The organism is Clostridium sp. AF34-10BH, from assembly GCF_003478095.1.
In the GTDB taxonomy this organism is placed as follows: domain Bacteria; phylum Bacillota; class Clostridia; order Lachnospirales; family Lachnospiraceae; genus Acetatifactor; species Acetatifactor acetigignens.
The window spans coordinates 1-18,343 of record NZ_QUEC01000001.1; the positions used below are offsets into that span (position 1 = coordinate 1).

The 18,343-nt window shown below is 46.4% G+C and carries 14 protein-coding genes; 1 reads left to right on the forward strand and 13 read right to left on the reverse strand.

Annotation, left to right across the window (positions count from 1 at the left end):
• Positions 1-97: 97 nt before the first annotated feature.
• The 13 genes from DWZ61_RS00005 to DWZ61_RS00065 all read right to left on the reverse strand — a co-directional run bounded on the left by DWZ61_RS00005 (position 98) and on the right by DWZ61_RS00065 (position 17,172).
• Positions 98-1,780, reverse strand: a complete 1,683-nt coding sequence (locus DWZ61_RS00005) for a methyl-accepting chemotaxis protein (RefSeq protein WP_117465312.1) — start codon at positions 1,778-1,780, stop codon at positions 98-100.
• A 441-nt stretch (positions 1,781-2,221) separates the two neighbouring features.
• Entirely contained in the window at positions 2,222-3,724 is a 1,503-nt protein-coding gene (gene galT, locus DWZ61_RS00010; protein ID WP_117465311.1) for a UDP-glucose--hexose-1-phosphate uridylyltransferase, read from the reverse strand.
• A 69-nt stretch (positions 3,725-3,793) separates the two neighbouring features.
• Positions 3,794-4,963 carry a galactokinase gene (locus DWZ61_RS00015; protein ID WP_331682139.1) on the reverse strand — a complete coding sequence of 390 codons (1,170 nt, stop codon included), beginning with the start codon at positions 4,961-4,963 and terminating at the stop codon, positions 3,794-3,796.
• Positions 4,964-5,286: 323 nt separating this feature from the next.
• Positions 5,287-7,293 carry a 2-isopropylmalate synthase gene (locus DWZ61_RS00020; protein WP_118537066.1) on the reverse strand — a complete coding sequence of 669 codons (2,007 nt, stop codon included), beginning with the start codon at positions 7,291-7,293 and terminating at the stop codon, positions 5,287-5,289.
• 450 nt (positions 7,294-7,743) lie between these two features.
• Positions 7,744-8,229 (reverse strand): cytidylate kinase-like family protein, encoded by a 486-nt coding sequence (locus DWZ61_RS00025; RefSeq protein ID WP_022153626.1) that lies wholly within the window; start codon positions 8,227-8,229, stop codon positions 7,744-7,746.
• 67 nt (positions 8,230-8,296) lie between these two features.
• A complete protein-coding gene (locus tag DWZ61_RS00030; protein ID WP_118537067.1) occupies positions 8,297-9,301 on the reverse strand; it encodes a glycosyltransferase family 4 protein in 1,005 nt (334 codons plus the stop codon).
• A gap of 12 nt (positions 9,302-9,313) precedes the next feature.
• The gene (locus tag DWZ61_RS19990; RefSeq protein ID WP_243026329.1) at positions 9,314-9,961 is read right to left on the reverse strand and encodes a TVP38/TMEM64 family protein; all 648 of its coding nucleotides are present in this window, start codon (positions 9,959-9,961) and stop codon (positions 9,314-9,316) included.
• Entirely contained in the window at positions 9,858-11,063 is a 1,206-nt protein-coding gene (locus tag DWZ61_RS00040) for a glycosyltransferase family 4 protein (protein WP_118537069.1), read from the reverse strand. Before DWZ61_RS00040 ends, DWZ61_RS19990 begins: the two co-directional genes overlap by 104 nt.
• Before the next feature lie 189 nt (positions 11,064-11,252).
• On the reverse strand, positions 11,253-12,254 hold the full coding sequence (locus DWZ61_RS00045; RefSeq protein WP_118537070.1) for an ABC transporter permease: 1,002 nt from the start codon (positions 12,252-12,254) through the stop codon (positions 11,253-11,255).
• Between the two features lie 2 nt (positions 12,255-12,256).
• Entirely contained in the window at positions 12,257-13,360 is a 1,104-nt protein-coding gene (locus DWZ61_RS00050) for an ABC transporter permease (protein WP_117465166.1), read from the reverse strand.
• The gene (locus DWZ61_RS00055; protein ID WP_118537071.1) at positions 13,344-14,888 is read right to left on the reverse strand and encodes an ABC transporter ATP-binding protein; all 1,545 of its coding nucleotides are present in this window, start codon (positions 14,886-14,888) and stop codon (positions 13,344-13,346) included. The genes DWZ61_RS00050 and DWZ61_RS00055 overlap by 17 nt, the downstream gene beginning before the upstream one ends.
• A gap of 180 nt (positions 14,889-15,068) precedes the next feature.
• Positions 15,069-16,346 (reverse strand): BMP family ABC transporter substrate-binding protein, encoded by a 1,278-nt coding sequence (locus tag DWZ61_RS00060; protein ID WP_118537072.1) that lies wholly within the window; start codon positions 16,344-16,346, stop codon positions 15,069-15,071.
• A gap of 247 nt (positions 16,347-16,593) precedes the next feature.
• Positions 16,594-17,172 (reverse strand): xanthine phosphoribosyltransferase, encoded by a 579-nt coding sequence (locus DWZ61_RS00065; RefSeq protein ID WP_022153634.1) that lies wholly within the window; start codon positions 17,170-17,172, stop codon positions 16,594-16,596.
• Between the two features lie 276 nt (positions 17,173-17,448).
• Here DWZ61_RS00065 and DWZ61_RS00070 point away from each other — a divergent pair, with 276 nt between their 5' ends.
• Positions 17,449-18,309, forward strand: coding sequence for a RimK family alpha-L-glutamate ligase (locus tag DWZ61_RS00070; RefSeq protein ID WP_118537073.1), 861 nt, complete (start codon positions 17,449-17,451; stop codon positions 18,307-18,309).
• Positions 18,310-18,343 lie beyond the last annotated feature (34 nt).

Sequence of the window (18,343 nt, forward strand, 5' to 3'; positions counted from 1 at the left end):
TCATGACACAAGAAAAGCTCCCTCACAGGAAGGAGCTTTGTCTACAGTCTGAGCCTGAGGCTTCTTTAGAAGCACTCAGGCTTTATCATTCTGAAAACTAGATCTGGAACTGATGCATCAGCTGTAACATAGTATGTACCTGCGCGGACTGTTCTTCGCTGACAGCGGCGGTCTCCTGAGAAGATGCGGAGTTGTTGTCCACGATTCCGGCCACATGAGCGATGTTTTCATCGATCTGCTGGACGCTGGACACTTCAGCCTGAAGGGCCTGTGCCATATCAACCATACGCTTGGTAGAAGCCTCGGCTTCTTCCATTACCTGATCCATGCTGGCTTCGGTTTCTTCTGCAATGGCGATTCCCTTGTTGACAGCATCGATGGTGCTCCCGATCAGCTTTGTGGTCTCTCCGGCAGCCTCGGTGGACTGTTCCGCCAGATTCTTGACCTGCTCGGCTACGACAGCAAATCCGCGGCCTGCTTCTCCGGCACGGGCAGCCTCGATGGAGGCATTCAGTGACAGGAGGTTGGTCTGGGAAGCGATATCCTCAATGACCTGAATGATAGAACGAATCTCCTCGGAACATTTACTGATCTCACCGATTGCGACTTTCAGTTCCTGCATCTTGGCATTGCCATCAGCAACCGTCTGTGCGGACTGCTTGGAGATATCTGCGGTCTCCTGTGCAACTCTGGCTTTTTCTTCAATACTCTTTGCCATAGCGTCGATCATCTGGGATGCTTCGGAAATCTTGGAGGCCTGTGCGGTACAACCTTCTGCCAGATCGGTAGCTGCCTGTGCCAGCTGCTCGGAACCACCATCGATCTCCTGTGCGCTGACCTGAATGGTGGACAGTGTCTTCTTCATATCGGCAATGATCTTCACCATGGAATCCTTGATCTGTACAAAGTCACCGACATATTCTTCCGTAGGCTCTACACGGTAATTGCCCTGACCCATCTGACCTAAGATCTCGGAAATCTCGGTGATCATCTTGGTAAAGTTGTCGTTCATGAAATGAACGGCCTGCACCATGATGCCGACTTCACTGTCATCCTCCGGCAGATCCAGACGGCTGTCAAAATGTCCCTGCGCAAGTACTTTCATCTGCTCGGATACTTTTACAATGGGAATCAGCAGTTCCTGTTTTGCAAAGGTCAGTGTGGTGACAATCTTGCGGGCAATGGTCAGGAAGCAGAGAATGAAAATCACCATGGTAGTGATCATTATCAGATTCAGAGTATTTTGCTTCTGAGCCATACGTGCCTGGATATCATTGATACAATTATCTGTGGTTGCAGTGATCTCCTGTACGGTAGATTCATATTCCTCACCAAATACATAAGAAATAGCTGCTTGTGTATCTCCGGAACCGGCCTTATCCATGGCTTCTTCTTCCAGAGGAACCAGACCGTTGGACATTTCAGCAATATGGTTTAACAGTGCCCATTCATTGTCGGTCAGACCGTCTTTCTGAAGACCTTCCCAGGCAATGTCACGATTTTTGTCCTCGTTTAATTCCTTCATATAATTGTCATAGTAGGTCTGGTCTCCGGTGACTGCGTAAGACTGTACGGCAGCGGTCAGCGTCTTGGAACCCAGACGATACTGGTTCAGATACATGGTAGCTTCCAGCTGCTGGGAATTGATCCGGCTCAGATACATGTTGGATCCGATGAACAGGATCAGCATAACGATGCTGATGATCAGTATCCGATAGGTTGATCTTGTGTTTTGCTGCAGCATGGCAGACTGACTGGTTACTTTGCTTTGCTTTTTCATTTGAAATATAACCTCTTTTCTGTAATACATGGTGAACTGATGTGTTACGAAAAATTTTTTCCTACAGTATACTACAATTATCGGAATTATACAAATCTCGCACCTTTAAAAATACAGCAAAAACGCGTAAAATTATTTATACGAACCATCAGTGACGACTTGCACCCTATACAGGAAGATGGTACTATAAAAAGTAAGAGGCATGATTCGGAAAAGAGAAGATAACGATAAATAAACAGACTGTAGACAAAGCTCCCTCACAGGAAGGAGCTTTGTCTACAGTCTGAAGAATTGTGTCACCACAATTCCTTTTCCTCGCAACAAACATTTTACAACAAACGTTCAGACCGCGCCATTCGCAAAGTCGCATTATCACGCTCTCCGTCGCTTTGTGTGCAAGCACCCAATCGCCGGTTCTGTCATTCTATGGCTGAACTATTATTACAAGCTCTTTACAAAACGGTCGAACGCCTTCTGACCTTCCTCAGTTCTCTTGTAGACACCGGCATCTTCCAATACCTGCATGAATACCAGACCGATCTCCTTCTCTACGATACCGTCGATGTTCTCTGCAGTGATAGCATCGTATTTCGGTCGGAATTCATCTACCCAGTCTGCATGCTTTGCCAGTTCTTCATCGGCTCTTAAGTCCTTACCGGCGAGGATTGCTTCCTTCAGATGCGCCATCTCACCCTTCAGGCGGGCGGGCAGTACGGCCAGACCCATAACCTCGATCAGACCGATGTTCTCCTTCTTGATATGATGCAGCTTTGCATGCGGATGATATACACCCAGAGGATGTTCCTCAGTAGTGATATTGTTACGCAGCACCAGATCCAGTTCGAACTTGTCTCCGCGCTTTCTGGCAATGGGAGTGATGGTGTTATGAGGCTCGTTATCGGTATAGGCATAGATGAAAGCCTCTTCATCCGTATATTCTCTCCATTTATTCAGGATCACATCTGCCAGTGCAATAATGCGGTCGGTATCCATACCGCTGAGGCGGATCACAGACATAGGCCATGCCACGATACCGGCATCCACATCTTCATAACCTGCTACAGAGAAGTTTTTCTCTACAGGCGCCTTGGCCATGGCGAACTCATAATGACCACCCTGGAAATGATCGTGACTTAAAATAGAACCGCCTACGATGGGCAGGTCCGCATTGGAACCTACAAAATAATGAGGGAACTGCTTTACAAAATCAAACAGCTTGCAGAAGGTCGCATGCTCAATCCTCATAGGTACATGCTGAGAATTAAATACGATGCAATGCTCATTGTAATATACATACGGAGAATACTGGAATCCCCACTGGCTGCCATTGATGGTCACCGGAATGATGCGGTGGTTCTGGCGGGCGGGATGATTCACACGGCCTGCATAACCTTCATTTTCACGGCACAGCAGGCATTTCGGATAACCGGCCTGTTTTGCCAGCTTCGCTGCAGCAATAGCCTTGGGATCCTTCTCAGGCTTGGACAGGTTGATGGTAATGTCCAGATCGCCGTATTTGGTGGGTGCTACCCATTTCATATCCTTGCAGATACGATAACGACGGATATAGTCGGAATCTCTGCTTAATTTGTAATAATAGTCGGTAGCTGCCTCGGGAGATACCTGCTCGTACAGTTCGTGGAAATGACGGATTACTTCACTGGGTCTGGGCATCAGCATGCCCATGATCTTCGTATCGAAAAGGTCACGATACACCACACTGTTCTCCTTGAGAATGCCTTTTTCGTAAGCATAATCCAGCATACCCTTCAGAACCTCTTCCAGTTCATCCTCACGCATGGTCACATTGTCGCGCTCTTCCAGTTCATCCAGTTCAAACAGCTCCAACAGACGGTTGGTCGTGTAGATCACATCTTCCTCCGGAACCAGTCCTGTCTGTACTCCGTAGGATACCAATTTACGAATTAATACCTGAATATCCATTTTTTCTCCATTCTGCAATACCGGATTTCTCCGGCATCGCACTCTCTATTCTCGTCGGATCTTAATTTCTTACAGGGTCTGGGGGCCGTCACCGATCTCTACTACATAGAAATCAGCTGCATAACCGATCTTCTCCTTATATGCCTTGCCTACCTGATCGATAAAGGTGTCAATAGCCTCATCCTTTACAATGCTTACGGTACATCCGCCGAAACCGGCACCTGTCATACGGGAACCAATAACACCGTCTACCTTCCATGCTTCTTCTACCAGAGTATCCAGCTCGATACCTGTTACCTCATAATCATCCCGCAAAGATACATGGGAAGCATTCATCAGCTCACCAAACAGCTTCACATCGTTGTTCTTCAGAGCTTCTACCGCACGAACGGTTCTCTGATTCTCATATACAGCGTGCTTTGCGCGCTTTCTGCGGACATCGCTCTTGATAATAGCTTTGAACTTCTCGAAAGTCTCCTCGTCCAGATCACCCAGAGTCTTGATCTTCACTACCTGCTGCAGTTCTGCCAGTGCAGTCTCGCACTCGCTGCGACGCTCATTGTACTTGGAATCTCCCAGGCCTCTCTTTTTATTGCTGCATGCGATCACGATCTTCGCATTTTCCAGATGGATCGGTGCGTACTCATATTCCAGAGTTGCGGTGTCCAGAAAAATAGCATTATCCTTTTTGCCCATGGCAATGGCAAACTGATCCATGATACCGCAGTTTACCTTGTTGTATTTGTTCTCGGAGAACTGTCCGATCAGTGCAAGATCCTGATTGGTCACATCAAATCCGAAGAAATCTCTCAGAATGTAGCCGGTCAGCACTTCTACAGAAGCGGAAGAGGAAAGTCCGGAACCGTTGGGGATATTACCGTTCAGCAGCAGATCCATACCGGAAGTCACTTTCATGCCCTTCTCACCGAAAGCCCAGATCACTCCCTTGGGATAATTGGTCCAGCCTGCTTCCTTGCTGGGTACCAGATCCTCCAGAGAAGATTCGATCACTCCCAGATGTCCGAAATTCATGGAATAGAAACGCAGCTTATTGTCGTTTCTCTTTCTTGCCACACCATAGGTACCGATGGTCAGTGCGCAGGGGAAAACGTGTCCGCCGTTATAGTCGGTATGTTCACCGATCAGATTCACACGTCCCGGTGCAAAATAAGCCTTGGTGCCCTCTGCATCTCCAAATACTTCTGCGAAAGTTTTCAGAATCGTCTCTTTCATTTCCATTTTTCTACTCCTGTCTGCTTACGATGTAAGCCTCTTACATTTATGTTTTCTTTCGTTACGCTCCGGCGGAATGCCAGACTGCGAATTCTCTTGCTCTATGTTTTCATCATAATAAAAAAAAACGGTTTTTTCTATTTATTTATGTTTTCCAAACCTGTCATTATGTTAAAAGCTACGAGCCATGCAAATCCAAAAAGAAAAACACGCCCTGGGAGCTTGCTCACGAGGACGTGCTTTTCTTTTTGGATTTATACGGCGACAGCCGTACATGAAGTAGACGCAGTACGTCTACGAATGTGCATGGCGCAGTTCCACGGCGTACTTTATTCCGCGCTCTGTTTTCGATACTGTACCGGAGTCATGTCATATGCCTTTTTGAATAGGCGGTTAAAGTGCTCCACATTCTCGTAACCAACGTTGGCTGCAATGGTCTCCACCGTCTGATTGGTCTCCTTTAAGAGCATTCTTGCTTTTTTCATGCGCTCTTCCCGAACGACCTCCTGGAAGGTCATGCCGGCCTTTTCCTTAATGTACTTGGACAGGTAAGGCTTGGAGAGATGGAAAGTATCTACCAGCATATCCAATGTCACATCCACATAGTTCTTCTGGATGAAACTGATGATCTCCACGATCCGCTCTTCTCTGCCGGAGGTAATATGCTGTTCTGCTGCCAGCTTATTCACCGCGGACACCAGTGCGGCGATAGAACTCTTGATAATATCTTCATCTACGCCGACGCCCCAGTAGAATTTACCGTCATGGACGATACCAACATAGGTGGCAGCCTTGGAATTGGAGCCTCTGGAAATTGCATGCTCTTCATATACAGACAACTCGTAGGTAATACCAAAGTATGTCTTGATGGCATTGCTGACTGCATCCAGACGTCCGTTACCCATAGTAGTAATGGCTCTGGAAGCTCCGCCCTGCTCGATAGTCACCTCTGCCTGAATGCCGTTCTCCTGTTTGAAGTGGCACTCCGGAATGTTGAAGATGCTGCGGGGATAAATATAATTTTCCTCGAAGATCGCATAGATCTCCTTGGGAAGTAATTCCTGATGACGTCTGTCGGAAATACCTTTTACAAGGTAACCAACCTCTTCCTTCATGGCTGCGGGCAGCGAGAAGCCAAACTGCTGCTTCAATACGAACGCTACGCCGCCCTTACCGGATACACTGTTGATACGGATAACATCGGATTCGTACTCTCTTCCCACATCCGCAGGATCGATGGGCAGATAAGGGATATCCCAACGCTTGCCGGTCTTGCCTTCCTTCTGCCATGCCATACCTTTGCTGATGGCATCCTGATGGGAACCGGAAAATGCGGTAAATACCAGATCTCCTGCATAGGGCACTCTTTCATGTACCTTCATGCCGGTGAAGTTCTCATAAGCTTCGCGGATCTCCATAATATGGGAGAAATCCAGTCCACTGTCCACGCCGTGGCACATCATGTTCAGCGCAACAGTTACCAGATCCACGTTACCGGTACGTTCGCCGTTGCCGAACAAAGTACCTTCCACACGGTCTGCTCCGGCCAGTACGCCGAATTCCGCATCACTGATGCCACAGCCCCTGTCATTGTGAGGATGTACGCTGAGTACTACATTGTCACGATATTTCAAATGCTTGTGCATATATTCTACCTGACAGGCAAATACGTGGGGCATTGCCACCTGTACGGTGGTGGGCAGATTGATGATGGCCTTGCGGTCAGCGGTAGGCTTCCATACATCCAGTACTGCATTGCAGACTTCCAGTGCATAATCCACCTCGGTCTGGGAAAAGCTCTCAGGGCTGTACTCAAAGGTAAAGTTGCCTTCGGTCTCGTCTGCCAGATTCTTTAACATCTGGGCGCCGTCTACTGCCAGCTTCTTGATGGCTTCTTTATCTTTCTTAAATACCTGTTCTCTCTGCTCTACGGAAGTAGAGTTGTATAGATGGATTACTGCGTGGGGCGCACCTTTTACCGCTTCAAAGGTCTTGCGGATGATATGTTCTCTCGCCTGCGTCAACACCTGAATGGTCACATCATTGGGAATCATGTCGCGTTCGATCAAGGCACGGATAAAATTGTACTCGGTATCGGAAGAAGCAGGAAAACCAACCTCGATCTCCTTGAAACCGATCTTTACCAACAGCTTGAAGAATTCCAGCTTATCTTCCAGGCTCATGGGATCGATCAAAGCCTGGTTACCATCTCTCAAGTCAACGCTGCACCAGATGGGGGGCTTGGTAATGCTGTCCTTCTTCACCCAGTCGTAGGTCACCTCGGGGGGCATAAAATAAGTTTTCTGATATTTTGCTGCTATGTCTGCGCTGTTCATGGAAATCCTCCTGCCATATGATTACTTTTTATTTTCAAAACCTGTTATTTTTACTATTTTCACTTATCTGATTGCACTATCTTAACACTCATAATTTCTGTAAGCAAGTTATGTTCTTATCTTGTTAATTGATGTATTTTAATGTGACATTTTTGTCATATATCTATAAATTCAAGAAAAAGGTCATTTTATTCGGTGATTATTCCGTTTTATTATTTGATTAAAATTTTCAATTGTATATATCATTTTTTGTTATATTTAAAATCATACTTTTAATTTTATAACGTTGTATAATTGATTAATTTTATTACTGTGTTTAAGATGTTTTTCATAGAAAAACAGATGTCCGTGTGAGACATCTGTTTACAATCTATTCCCTATTTATATCCTAAACGATTTCTTCGTACTGCATACTCTCGAAATCGTAACGCCTATTCGCATTCCGGGCTGTCAAATAATTTCCACTCTTTCAAAATACCGGATCAGGATATCCGCACAATTTTCGATTCCCAGTTTGGTGGTATCGAGGATCATATGATAATTATTCACATCACCCCACACTTTACCGGTATTTTCATAATAATAGTCGGCGCGCTCCGCATCATTTTTCTCAAGCATTTCTTTTGCCTCATCATGAGGAAGGCTTTCCTTCTTCATGATACGTTCAATACGATCTTCCTTATCCGCGCACACATACACGTTAAATACATTCGGCTGATCCTTCAGGATCTCGGATGCACAACGTCCCAGAATAATACAGGGATGTTCCGCCAATTCCTTAATGACCTCCGCTTCCGTAGCATAACTGTCACCATCCAGCTCATGCTCTATGTACGCCTTATCATACACCGGCACCCCCAGCTTCTCAGACAACTCCTGTGCGATCAGACTGGCTCCTGTTCCGAATCTTCGGCTAATAGTAATTACAAGGTTCATCGTAAGCACCTCCTTTGTAAGGTACTCTCATTTTATGATAAAGACTCTGAATTTGCAAGAGGGATGTCTACAAAAGCTTCTGCTCTATCTGATACAGTTTCTCACCTGTCGCCCGCATGCTGTGTTCCTCCGCCAGTGCCCTGCCTGCCCGGATTCTGCGTCTTACTTTTTCCCGCGGTTCTTCATACAAGATGTCTCGGACTGCCTGCTCGTAGGAATCCGGATTTCTGGCTTTGCGCACCTGCTCGCCGTCGGTAAGCCACCCTTCATACACCGGAATGTCTCTCACGATCACAGGAATCTCACAGGATAATGCCTCCAATACCACGATTCCTTCCGTCTCTTCATAACTGAAAAAAGCAAATGCATCCGCACCACAGTACGCATCCCGCAGGATCCCGGACGGTTGGAAACCGGCAAAGATCACATTTTCCGGCTTCTCTGCCACAGCCTTTTTGATCTCTGCCGGAATCAATGCATTGTTCCCGCCCCCAAACCATAGAAAAATAATGTCTGGCATCCTTTTTGCCATTTCCAGAAAATCCCCGATTCCTTTTCTGTGAATCAGATGCCCGGCGGATATCACGACCTTTTTATCCACAGGAAGATGAAAAAATATCCGGAATCGTCCACCTGCCTGCTCTGTTTTGTGGAAAAATTCAGTGTCCACACCATTGGTCAGTGCGTAAATCTCCCGATGCAGATCATATTTCATTAACAATTTCCGGGAGTATTCCGTTGGTGTGATAACCACATCTCCCTGTCTATAACAATGGCGGATCCATTTTTTGAATAAAGGAGCCGCCAGATTGGAACCGATAAAAGAATTCTTAAAATCTTCCATAGTGGAATGCCCATAATAGACGACCTTTTTCCCCTGCCGTCTTGCCCGCCGTGCCACCAACGGCGAATCAGGCAATACGGTATTGATCTGTACGATATCCGCCTCTTTCCAGACGTCCGTCACGGTCACTTTTGCTGCTCGCAGCATCTTCTCCTGATGGCGGATGGCGCTGCCGACGCCGCTTTTTGCCACCAGTGAAAGTCCGCCTTTATATATATAAATTTTCATAAGTATACTCTCCTATACCAGGTGGAAAATCACCTGGAACAGTGTCGTCAGTCCCAGACTATACAGCGCAATGGAGAAAGGCTTCCCCAGAAAGATGACTGTCACAAACTGTTTCCATGTCATGTTCGTTGTTCCGGCGAGATAACAGAGAAAATCATCCGGTGCCACCGGCAGGAAGATTGCCAGTGCAAATAATTTCAAAAATCTCCCCTTCAACTCCGTCCATGTCAGGTATTTTTCAATCATTTTCCCGGGAAACATCTTGTACAGCACCGGTCTTCCCAGACTTCTTGCTATTCCAAAAGCAATACAGGAACCCACACTGATTCCTATATAATTATAGAAAAATCCCGGCACCGCTCCAAAGAGCAGCACTCCTGCCAGACAGCTGATGCCACCCGGTATGATGGGAAACACCACCTGAACGATCTGGATCAGCACGAAGATCAGTGCACCGATCATTCCGAAACGGTTCACAAACTGCTGCATGGTCTCCACCGATTGGAAAATGCCGCTCTGATAGCTCCAGACTGCCAGTATTCCACAGAGGATCAGACTAACCCAGGATGCAATATTGACGACTCTTTGCCAAGCGTTTTTCTCTTTCGACCTGTTTTTCTTCGATCTGTCGCTGGTATAGTTGTTCCATGCTTCCCGCAAATCTTTTTTGGGAAAATATTTCTGCGGACTGTTTTGCATAACTGCACATTCCTCTGCGTTCATCGTCTTCTTTCTCCTTCCAGTTCTTCAGGTCTTTCAAGAATTCCTCTTCGGTCCGGTACTGCCAGCCGTTTTTTCCCTCTTCCACAACCGCCCGCAGGCATTGATCCCTTCTGCATAATAACGGTAATCCTGCTGCCAGTGCTTCCGCATAGGTAAGCCCCTGGGTCTCACTGGTGGAAGCGCTAACGAACAGATCTCCTGCCGGATAATAAGATGCTACTTCAGCGGGTGATACCATTCCGGTAAAAATAACGCTTTCCGTCACACCCAGTTCTGCTGCCTTTTTCCGTAAAGTCTCCAAATAAGGACCGCTGCCTACAATCATCAGTATTGTGCCGCTCTCCTGAATTTTCTGCTGGTACTCCAGCAATTCTTCCACATTCTTCTCTTTTGCCAGACGACCTACATATAAAAGCACTGTGGTCTTCCGGTCCATTTTATATTTTCTTCGGATTCTCTCCCGGGAATCCGTCCGGGTCTGCGCGTCATATTTACTCAGATCAATCCCCGATGGGATCACTGATACCGGACAATGAATGCCATAGTCTTTTAGTAATGTCTCTATTTTTGTGCTGGGAGCGATCATACTGTCCACCTTCTCGGAGATCTGTCGCGTCAGGAACTGTACCATATTCCTGCCCCATTTCTTGTAAGGGGAAAAATAGTGGGTATAATCTTCGTATACAGTATGGTAAGTATGCACCAGAGGGGTCTTACATTCCTCTGCGATCTTTTTTGCCATGAAAAAGGTAGAAAATTCACACTGGGAATGCACAATATCCGGATTCCACTCTATAATCCCGCGATACAGTTCGCGTCCCGGGGACACCCGAAGTCTTGCTCCCGGATAAATATATCCGGCATTCACGGAACCCATATAGATCACACCCTCTTCTTCGTAGGAACGAGCTGTACGGGACAGAGTCAGGATCTTCACTTCATGTCCTCTTTGCTGTAATTCCTCCCGCAGATTGCATACCGAAGTAACAACTCCGTTGATGGCCGGCTTGTACCAGTCTGTTGTGATCAATACTTTCATCTTTTTTCTCCCTTCCGTTTATTTTCTCTGAATTGATCTCAGCATAACAGACACAGGTAAATTCCATCCGAATAAAATCAAAAGTTTTCCTAAAGTTTCTGTGAGTTTTTTCCAAAATGTGCACTAAAAAACAGCATTCTCCGGAAATTTCCGGAAAACGCCGTTTTTAATCGTCTTTCTATAAAATTATTATCTTTCTTCTCTGAAGTACGCCAGTCCCAGACTTGCAGGGGGCTGATTCTCTCTCTTGCTCCGCATGCTGGTGATGACCAGTACCAGTAATGTTACGACATAAGGAATCATCTTGTACAGCTCCTGATACTCCATATGTTCGATACCGGTGGGCAGATACAGATACAGGATATACAGTCCGCCGAAAAGGAAGGATGCGAATACGCTGATATTCGGTCTCCAGATGGTGAAGATGACCAGTGCGATGGCAAGCCAGCCTCTGTCACCAAAGGCATCGTTGGACCAGACACCGCAGGCATAGTCCATTACATAATACAAACCTCCCAGACCTGCGATCATACATCCCACACAGGTAGCAATGTATTTGTACCGGGATACGTTGATGCCAGCCGCATCTGCGGTATTGGGACCTTCACCGACCGCTCTCAAATGCAGACCGGTTCTGGTATGACTCAGAATATAAGATGCCGCAAACGCTATGATCACTGCCAGATACGCCAGGAATCCATAGGATAAAAACAACTTGCCGAACCATCCCAGCTTCACCGCAAAAGGAAGGGATTTGCTGAAATAGCTGCTGGTAGCAGACAGTGCAATGGAAGGTACATCACTGTTTACCAGCTTGATCAGGGATCCGCCGAAGAAGTTACCGAAGCCAACACCGAAGGTGGTCATTGCCAGACCGGTCACGTTCTGGTTCGCCCGCAGGGTGACAGTCAGGAAGCAGTACAGCAATCCCATCAACAGGGATCCTAACAGGCAGCAGAGCATCGGAATCGCAATGGCAAGAAACCCATTCATGTTCGCCGCGTCTCCTGCGGATCTCTCATAGAAGAAAGATCCGATGACACCACAGATACCTCCCACATACATGACGCCGGGGATTCCCAGATTCAGATTACCGGACTTCTCCGTGATGATCTCACCGGTACTCCCGTATAACAGAGGAATTCCCTGTACGATTGCTCTCGGAATAAATGCAAGTAAAAATGACCACATGATTACTGTTCCTCCTTTTCTGCTTTTTTACGGAACTGCAGTCTGTAAGTAATGAAGAACTCACAGCCGATGATAAAGAACAGGATAATACCTGTCAGAATATCGGAGTAAGAATGATTCAGTCCAAAATTGGTAGAGATCTCACTGGCTCCGCGATCCATGAATATGATCAGGAAGCTGGAGAATACCATGGTCAGAGGATTGAACTTGGACATCCAGGATACCAGTACAGCGGTAAATCCCTGTCCACCTGCAATCGTGGTAGTCACAGTATGATTGATGCCTCCTACCAGAAGCAGGCCTACCAGTCCGCACAGTGCACCGGACAGAAGCATGGTACGGATAATTACCTTTTCCACCTTAATACCCACATATTTTGCAGTATTTTCGCTCTCACCCACAACAGAGATCTCATATCCCTGCTTACTGTAGTTCAAATATACATACATAAATATCGTGATCACTACTGCCACTACAATACTTAACAGATATTTGGAGCCGAAGATCTGCGGTAGCCAGCCCACATTGGTGTTCTGGTTGATGATACCGATCTTACCGGATCCCTTGGGAACCTCCCATACTATCGTATAAAATGCCACCAACTGAGTAGCTATGTAGTTCATCATCAGCGTAGACAGCGTCTCATTGGTATTCCATTTCGCCTTGAAAAATGCGGGAATGAAGCCCCAGATGGCTCCTGCTGCCAGACTTGCCACGATCATGCACAGGATCACAACTGCACCCGGAAGCTTGTCCCCCAGGCAGATCATGCAGGCTGCGGATGCCAGACCCCCGATCAAGACCTGTCCCTCACCGCCGATATTCCAGAATTTCATCTTGAATGCCGGAGTCAGTGCCAGTGCAATCAACAACAGGATCGCAATATTCTGAAAAGTAACCCAGGTCTTACGGACGGATCCGAAAGCTCCCAGAATAATAGACTGATATACCTGTAAAGGATTGATTCCCGTGGTGATCGTCGTAATGATACCGCACAGGATCAACGCCAACAGAATCGCTACGAAACGGATACCCAGAGATTTATACCAGGGGAGAGCATCTCTTTTTACGATATGAAACAAAGGCTCTTTATTCTTCTCCTTCATGTTCTTTGCCTCCTACTCTGGTCATCAGCATACCAACCTCATTTTTATCTGTCTTTCTCGCATCGAGGATACCGCTGACTTCTCCGCCGCACAGCACCATGATACGGTCGGACAGCTCCATCAGCACATCCAGATCCTCACCTACGAAAATTACGGCAACGCCCTTTTTCTTCTGTTCATTGATCAGGTCATATATAGTATACGAAGAATTGATATCCAGTCCACGTACCGCATAAGCCGTTAACAATACGGTAGGTGCAGACGCAATCTCTCTTCCAACGAGAACCTTCTGTACATTACCACCGGACAATCTGCGTACCGGAGTGGTGATACCCGGGGTTACAACCTCCAGATTTTCTACCACATCAGTCGCAAGCTGTTTGGAAGGTTTCCTGTTCGTAAACGGTGTATGTCCCTGTCGGAAGGAACGTAACATCATATTGTCTGTCAGGTCCATATTGCCCACCAGACCCATGCCGAGACGATCTTCCGGCACGAAGGAAAGTGAAACACCCATCTCTGCGATCTTCAACGGATCCTTGCCGATCAGCATTTCCTTGCTGCCATCGTCCTCTACATAATGAATCGTACCGGTCTCCACCACTTGTAATCCGGCGATAGCTTCCAGAAGTTCCTTCTGTCCGCAGCCGGAGATACCGGCGATTCCCAGAATCTCACCGCTGTTGGCGGTAAAGGACACATCCTTTAACTTGACGATTCCTTCTTCATTACGAACCGTCAGTCCCTCTACCTCGATACGGGGCTTGGGATTCACAGGTTCCGGTCTGACAATATTCAAAGTAACCGCATGTCCCACCATCATATTGGTCATTTCCGTAACGGTGGTATCCTTTGTCAGCATGCTTCCAATATACTGACCGTTACGAAGCACAGCCACCCTGTCGGACAGTGATTCCACTTCATGCATTTTATGGGTAATGATAACAATAGCCTTGCCGTCATCTCTCATTTTCCGGAGAACATTGAAAAGCTTCTCTGTCTCCTGCGGTGTCAGTACGGCGGTAGGCTCATCCAGGATCAGGATATCCGCACCACGATACAGCACCTTTACAATCTCCACGGTCTGCTTCTGGGATACCGTCATATCATAGATTTTCTGCTTCGGATCTACTTCAAAACCGTATTTGTCACAGATCTCCTCTATTTTACGGGATGCCTCCTTGATATTAAGCCTGCCTTCCAGACCCAGGATGATATTCTCGGTAGCGGAAAGTACATCGATCAGCTTAAAATGCTGATGCACCATACCGATTCCCAGCCGTAACGCATCCTTGGGGGATTTGATGACCTCTTCCTTACCGTTAATAAAGATCTGTCCCTCATCCGGGAAATAAATACCGGAGAGCATATTCATCAGTGTCGTCTTACCGCTGCCGTTTTCCCCAAGCAGTGATAATATCTCACCCTTATAGATATCCAGATTTACCTTATCATTGGCAATCACGGATCCAAAAGTCTTGGTAATGTTTTTCATCGAAACCGCAGCTACTTTTGTCTCTTTTTCCATCCTAGTCACCTTTCCAATTTATCCATGACCTGCAATTTTCAGGTCTTTTAATACCTGGCATAAGCACACTGGCCGCCCCTTTTCTACCTCATCCATCCGCAAAAGCAAAAGATCCATAAGGTAGAAAAAGGGCGGCGCGGCAATAAACGCTGCGCCGTCCGGGCTATTTCAATAAGTCAATTAATACTGCTCATCCAACAGGTTGATTCCATCAATTCTTACATTGAAGTAAGGAGCGGAACGGAATGCAACATCGGACTCATGGAAGTATCCGTCACTTACTACCTCATGATCGGGAGTATAATCAGGATCAGTATCAATATCAGCTTCATAGCTGTCCAGGGTCTTACCGTCTACAGTAAAGGTGGTGATATCATATACATGAGCCTTGCCTGCGATCAGATCAGCCTTTGCAGCTTCTACTGCTTCTGCGGTACCATCTGCTACAGCAGCACCAAGATCGCTCAGCTCTACAGAGCCGGTCTCCAGAGTACCACACCAATCGGTATCGATAGGAGTTCCATCTGCTACACATTTAATAGCATACTCAAAGTAAGGCTCCCAGTTAACTCTGGAAGATACCAGGAAGGTATTGGGGCAGGCTGCCTCAGTGCTTCCGTTGTAAGATACGTTGGGAACGCCTGCGGTCTCACATGCGGTAGGAGCACCCATGGAGTCTGCATGCTGGCTGATCAGTACACATCCGCCCTCGATCAGCTTGTTAGCTGCTTCCTTCTCAGCGGTCTCATCGTACCAGGAACCGGTAAAGGTTACATCCATGGTAACGCTGGGGCATACGGAACGGGCACCCAGGAAGAATGAGGTATAACCGGACATAACTTCTGCATATGTATAAGCACCTACATAACCCATCTTAGCCTGATCCTCGGTAATATCACCGTTAGCGATCATCTCATTCAGCTTCATGCCTGCAACGATACCTGCAAGGTAACGGCCATCATAGATGGAAGCAAATGCATTGTGGAAGTTGTCCAGACCCTCAGTATGAGCCTTGGTTCCGGTTGCATGGCTGAACTGAACATTGGGATACTCCTTAGCAGCCTCGATGATGTAGTCCTCATGTCCAAAGCTGTCTGCGAAAATGAAATTACAACCTGCATCAGCAAGCTCACAAGCTGCTTCATAAGCTTCCTGTCCTTCAGGAATATTGGTCTTGGTCATGTACTCAATGCCAAGCTTCTCACAAGCTGCCTTTGCTCCGTTCAGGAAGTTCAGATCATAAGTAGAGTTCTCATCATGCAGGAAAATAAAACCTGCCTTTACACCACTGACAGCTTCGCCATCAGCTGCTGCTTCAGTAGTAGCTGCCACCTCAGTAGTAGCTGCAACAGTTGCCGCATCTGTGCCGGTGGTAGCTGCATCATTGGATCCGCATCCTGCCAGAGCAGTAACTGCGAGAGCCATAGCTGCGAGTAAACTTACGACTTTCTTTTTCATAATTCTCCTCTTTCTGCGCTGCTGCTTCGTTACAGATCCATGTAGCAGCGCGGACACAGATCTGCGAATAAACTGCTGAGCCTTAACATAAAAAGGGTAGTATGATCTTTCATACAACCCCTTTATTGTATTCTCTCAACATTAGTCAGTATAAGCATTTGTCTGACTTCTTGTCAAGAGAGGTATTAAATTTTTATTAACTCGTTTGCGAATGTGGTTCTGAATAGTTATCTGACTTATCTGACTCTTAAGATCGAAATGTGATCTCTCCGGTTTTGTCATCCATACTTTCCACAATTGCGAGGGACTCTACACGGATACCCTTGGAACGGATCAGGTCGCCGCCCTTCTGGAATCCCTTCTCAACGGCAATGCCAACACCCTCTACAGAAGCTCCCGCTTTATTGACAATGTCGATCAGACCCTCCAGTGCGCATCCGTTGGCCAGAAAATCATCAATGATCAGAATATGATCTTCCGGATGCAGGAATTTTTTGGAAACGATCACGTCATATACTCTCTTGTGCGTAAAGGATTCGATCTTGGTGGAATATACTTCACCGTCAATATTTACGGACTGGGACTTTTTTGCAAATACCACAGGTACATGAAAATGCTGGGCTGCCACACAGGCAATGCCGATACCGGAAGCCTCCACCGTCAGGATCTTCGTAATCTTACGGTCTGCGAACAGACGCGCCCATTCTTTTCCCATTTCATTGAACAGATCAATGTCCATCTGATGATTCAGAAAAGAATCTACTTTTAATACATTCCCTGCTTTTACTGTACCATCTTTGCGAATGCGCTCTTCGAGTAATTTCATTGTATGTCTCCTCTTTTGTTTCTTCTTAATATATTTTAATGATGTCGGGGTCAAAAGCCCCCGACTTTGATACCTACGGATTGCTTCGTGCTACGCACTACCACAATTCTACCCAATATTCGCATATCGTGGGATTATCATCCCACTTTTAGGCTCTCATACCTCTTATTATACGCAGGATATTGCTCCTTTTTCAATAGAAGAACTATATTTCTTGCTATTTTGACAACATTTTGCTATGTTAACCATGAGAATACTGAAATTACGAGGTGTCTTATGCCTATCAGAGGATATATCATAGAAAAATATAATACTATGACCAACGCTTATACCTGCAATCGCCTGGTACAGGAAGCTTCTGCCCTGGATATGGATCTGCAGATTGTAGGGATCCACGATACTATGGTCTCTCCGCAGGGTGTTATAAATCATGGTAAAATACTGGAACCAGTGGATTTTGTCATCAACCGCTATAAATGGGGGCGGGAAAAGGATGCTATAAATGCACTTGCCACCCGAAGCTATAATCCTTTAACTGCTTATAATATCTATATTAATAAATTTGAACAGGTACAAAGGCTTCATTCCGAAGCCTTTTTGATCCCGAAATATCTTCTGGGAACTTCACTGTTGCCTTTTTCTTCTATTGTAGAACAACTGGGGCTTCCTTTTGTCGGTAAAGGACTGGAAAGCTCCATGGGAGAGGAAATCGTCTGCATCCGGGATAAAGCTTCTTATGAGGAACTCTCTCTTAACTACCCTTCCTCCAAGGAATGGCTCTTCGAAGAATTTATCTCAGAAAGCTACGGCAGAGATCTGCGCTTTTACAGCATCCGCGGAGAAGCCGTTGCCTGTATGCAGCGCACATCCCAGGGGGATTTCCGTGCAAATGTAGCTCTGGGCGCTTCGGTAGAGCCTTACCCTGTCACTTCTGGCATCCGTACCATAGCCGCAGATATTTACGAGCAGACCGGACTGGATTTTCTGGGAATTGATCTGCTTTTTGGCAGAGAAAAACCTTATTTTTGCGAAATCAATGTCATGCCGGGACTGGAAGGTATTGAAAAGGCTTCCGGCATAAATGTTGCGGGAAAAATTATTGAGACGATACAATCTGACTTTACATCAAAGACTTAGTGTAAAAAATAGTTTTTTCATGCGCAAATATGTG

Coding starts and splice junctions, on each gene's coding strand:
- DWZ61_RS00005 (WP_117465312.1), bottom strand. CDS start 1,780: ATGAAAAAGCAAAGCAAAGTAACCAGTCAGTCTGCCATGCTGCAGCAA.
- galT (WP_117465311.1), bottom strand. CDS start 3,724: ATGGATATTCAGGTATTAATTCGTAAATTGGTATCCTACGGAGTACAG.
- DWZ61_RS00015 (WP_331682139.1), bottom strand. CDS start 4,963: ATGGAAATGAAAGAGACGATTCTGAAAACTTTCGCAGAAGTATTTGGA.
- DWZ61_RS00020 (WP_118537066.1), bottom strand. CDS start 7,293: ATGAACAGCGCAGACATAGCAGCAAAATATCAGAAAACTTATTTTATG.
- DWZ61_RS00025 (WP_022153626.1), bottom strand. CDS start 8,229: ATGAACCTTGTAATTACTATTAGCCGAAGATTCGGAACAGGAGCCAGT.
- DWZ61_RS00030 (WP_118537067.1), bottom strand. CDS start 9,301: ATGAAAATTTATATATATAAAGGCGGACTTTCACTGGTGGCAAAAAGC.
- DWZ61_RS00040 (WP_118537069.1), bottom strand. CDS start 11,063: ATGAAAGTATTGATCACAACAGACTGGTACAAGCCGGCCATCAACGGA.
- DWZ61_RS00045 (WP_118537070.1), bottom strand. CDS start 12,254: ATGTGGTCATTTTTACTTGCATTTATTCCGAGAGCAATCGTACAGGGA.
- DWZ61_RS00050 (WP_117465166.1), bottom strand. CDS start 13,360: ATGAAGGAGAAGAATAAAGAGCCTTTGTTTCATATCGTAAAAAGAGAT.
- DWZ61_RS00055 (WP_118537071.1), bottom strand. CDS start 14,888: ATGGAAAAAGAGACAAAAGTAGCTGCGGTTTCGATGAAAAACATTACC.
- DWZ61_RS00060 (WP_118537072.1), bottom strand. CDS start 16,346: ATGAAAAAGAAAGTCGTAAGTTTACTCGCAGCTATGGCTCTCGCAGTT.
- DWZ61_RS00065 (WP_022153634.1), bottom strand. CDS start 17,172: ATGAAATTACTCGAAGAGCGCATTCGCAAAGATGGTACAGTAAAAGCA.
- DWZ61_RS00070 (WP_118537073.1), top strand. CDS start 17,449: ATGCCTATCAGAGGATATATCATAGAAAAATATAATACTATGACCAAC.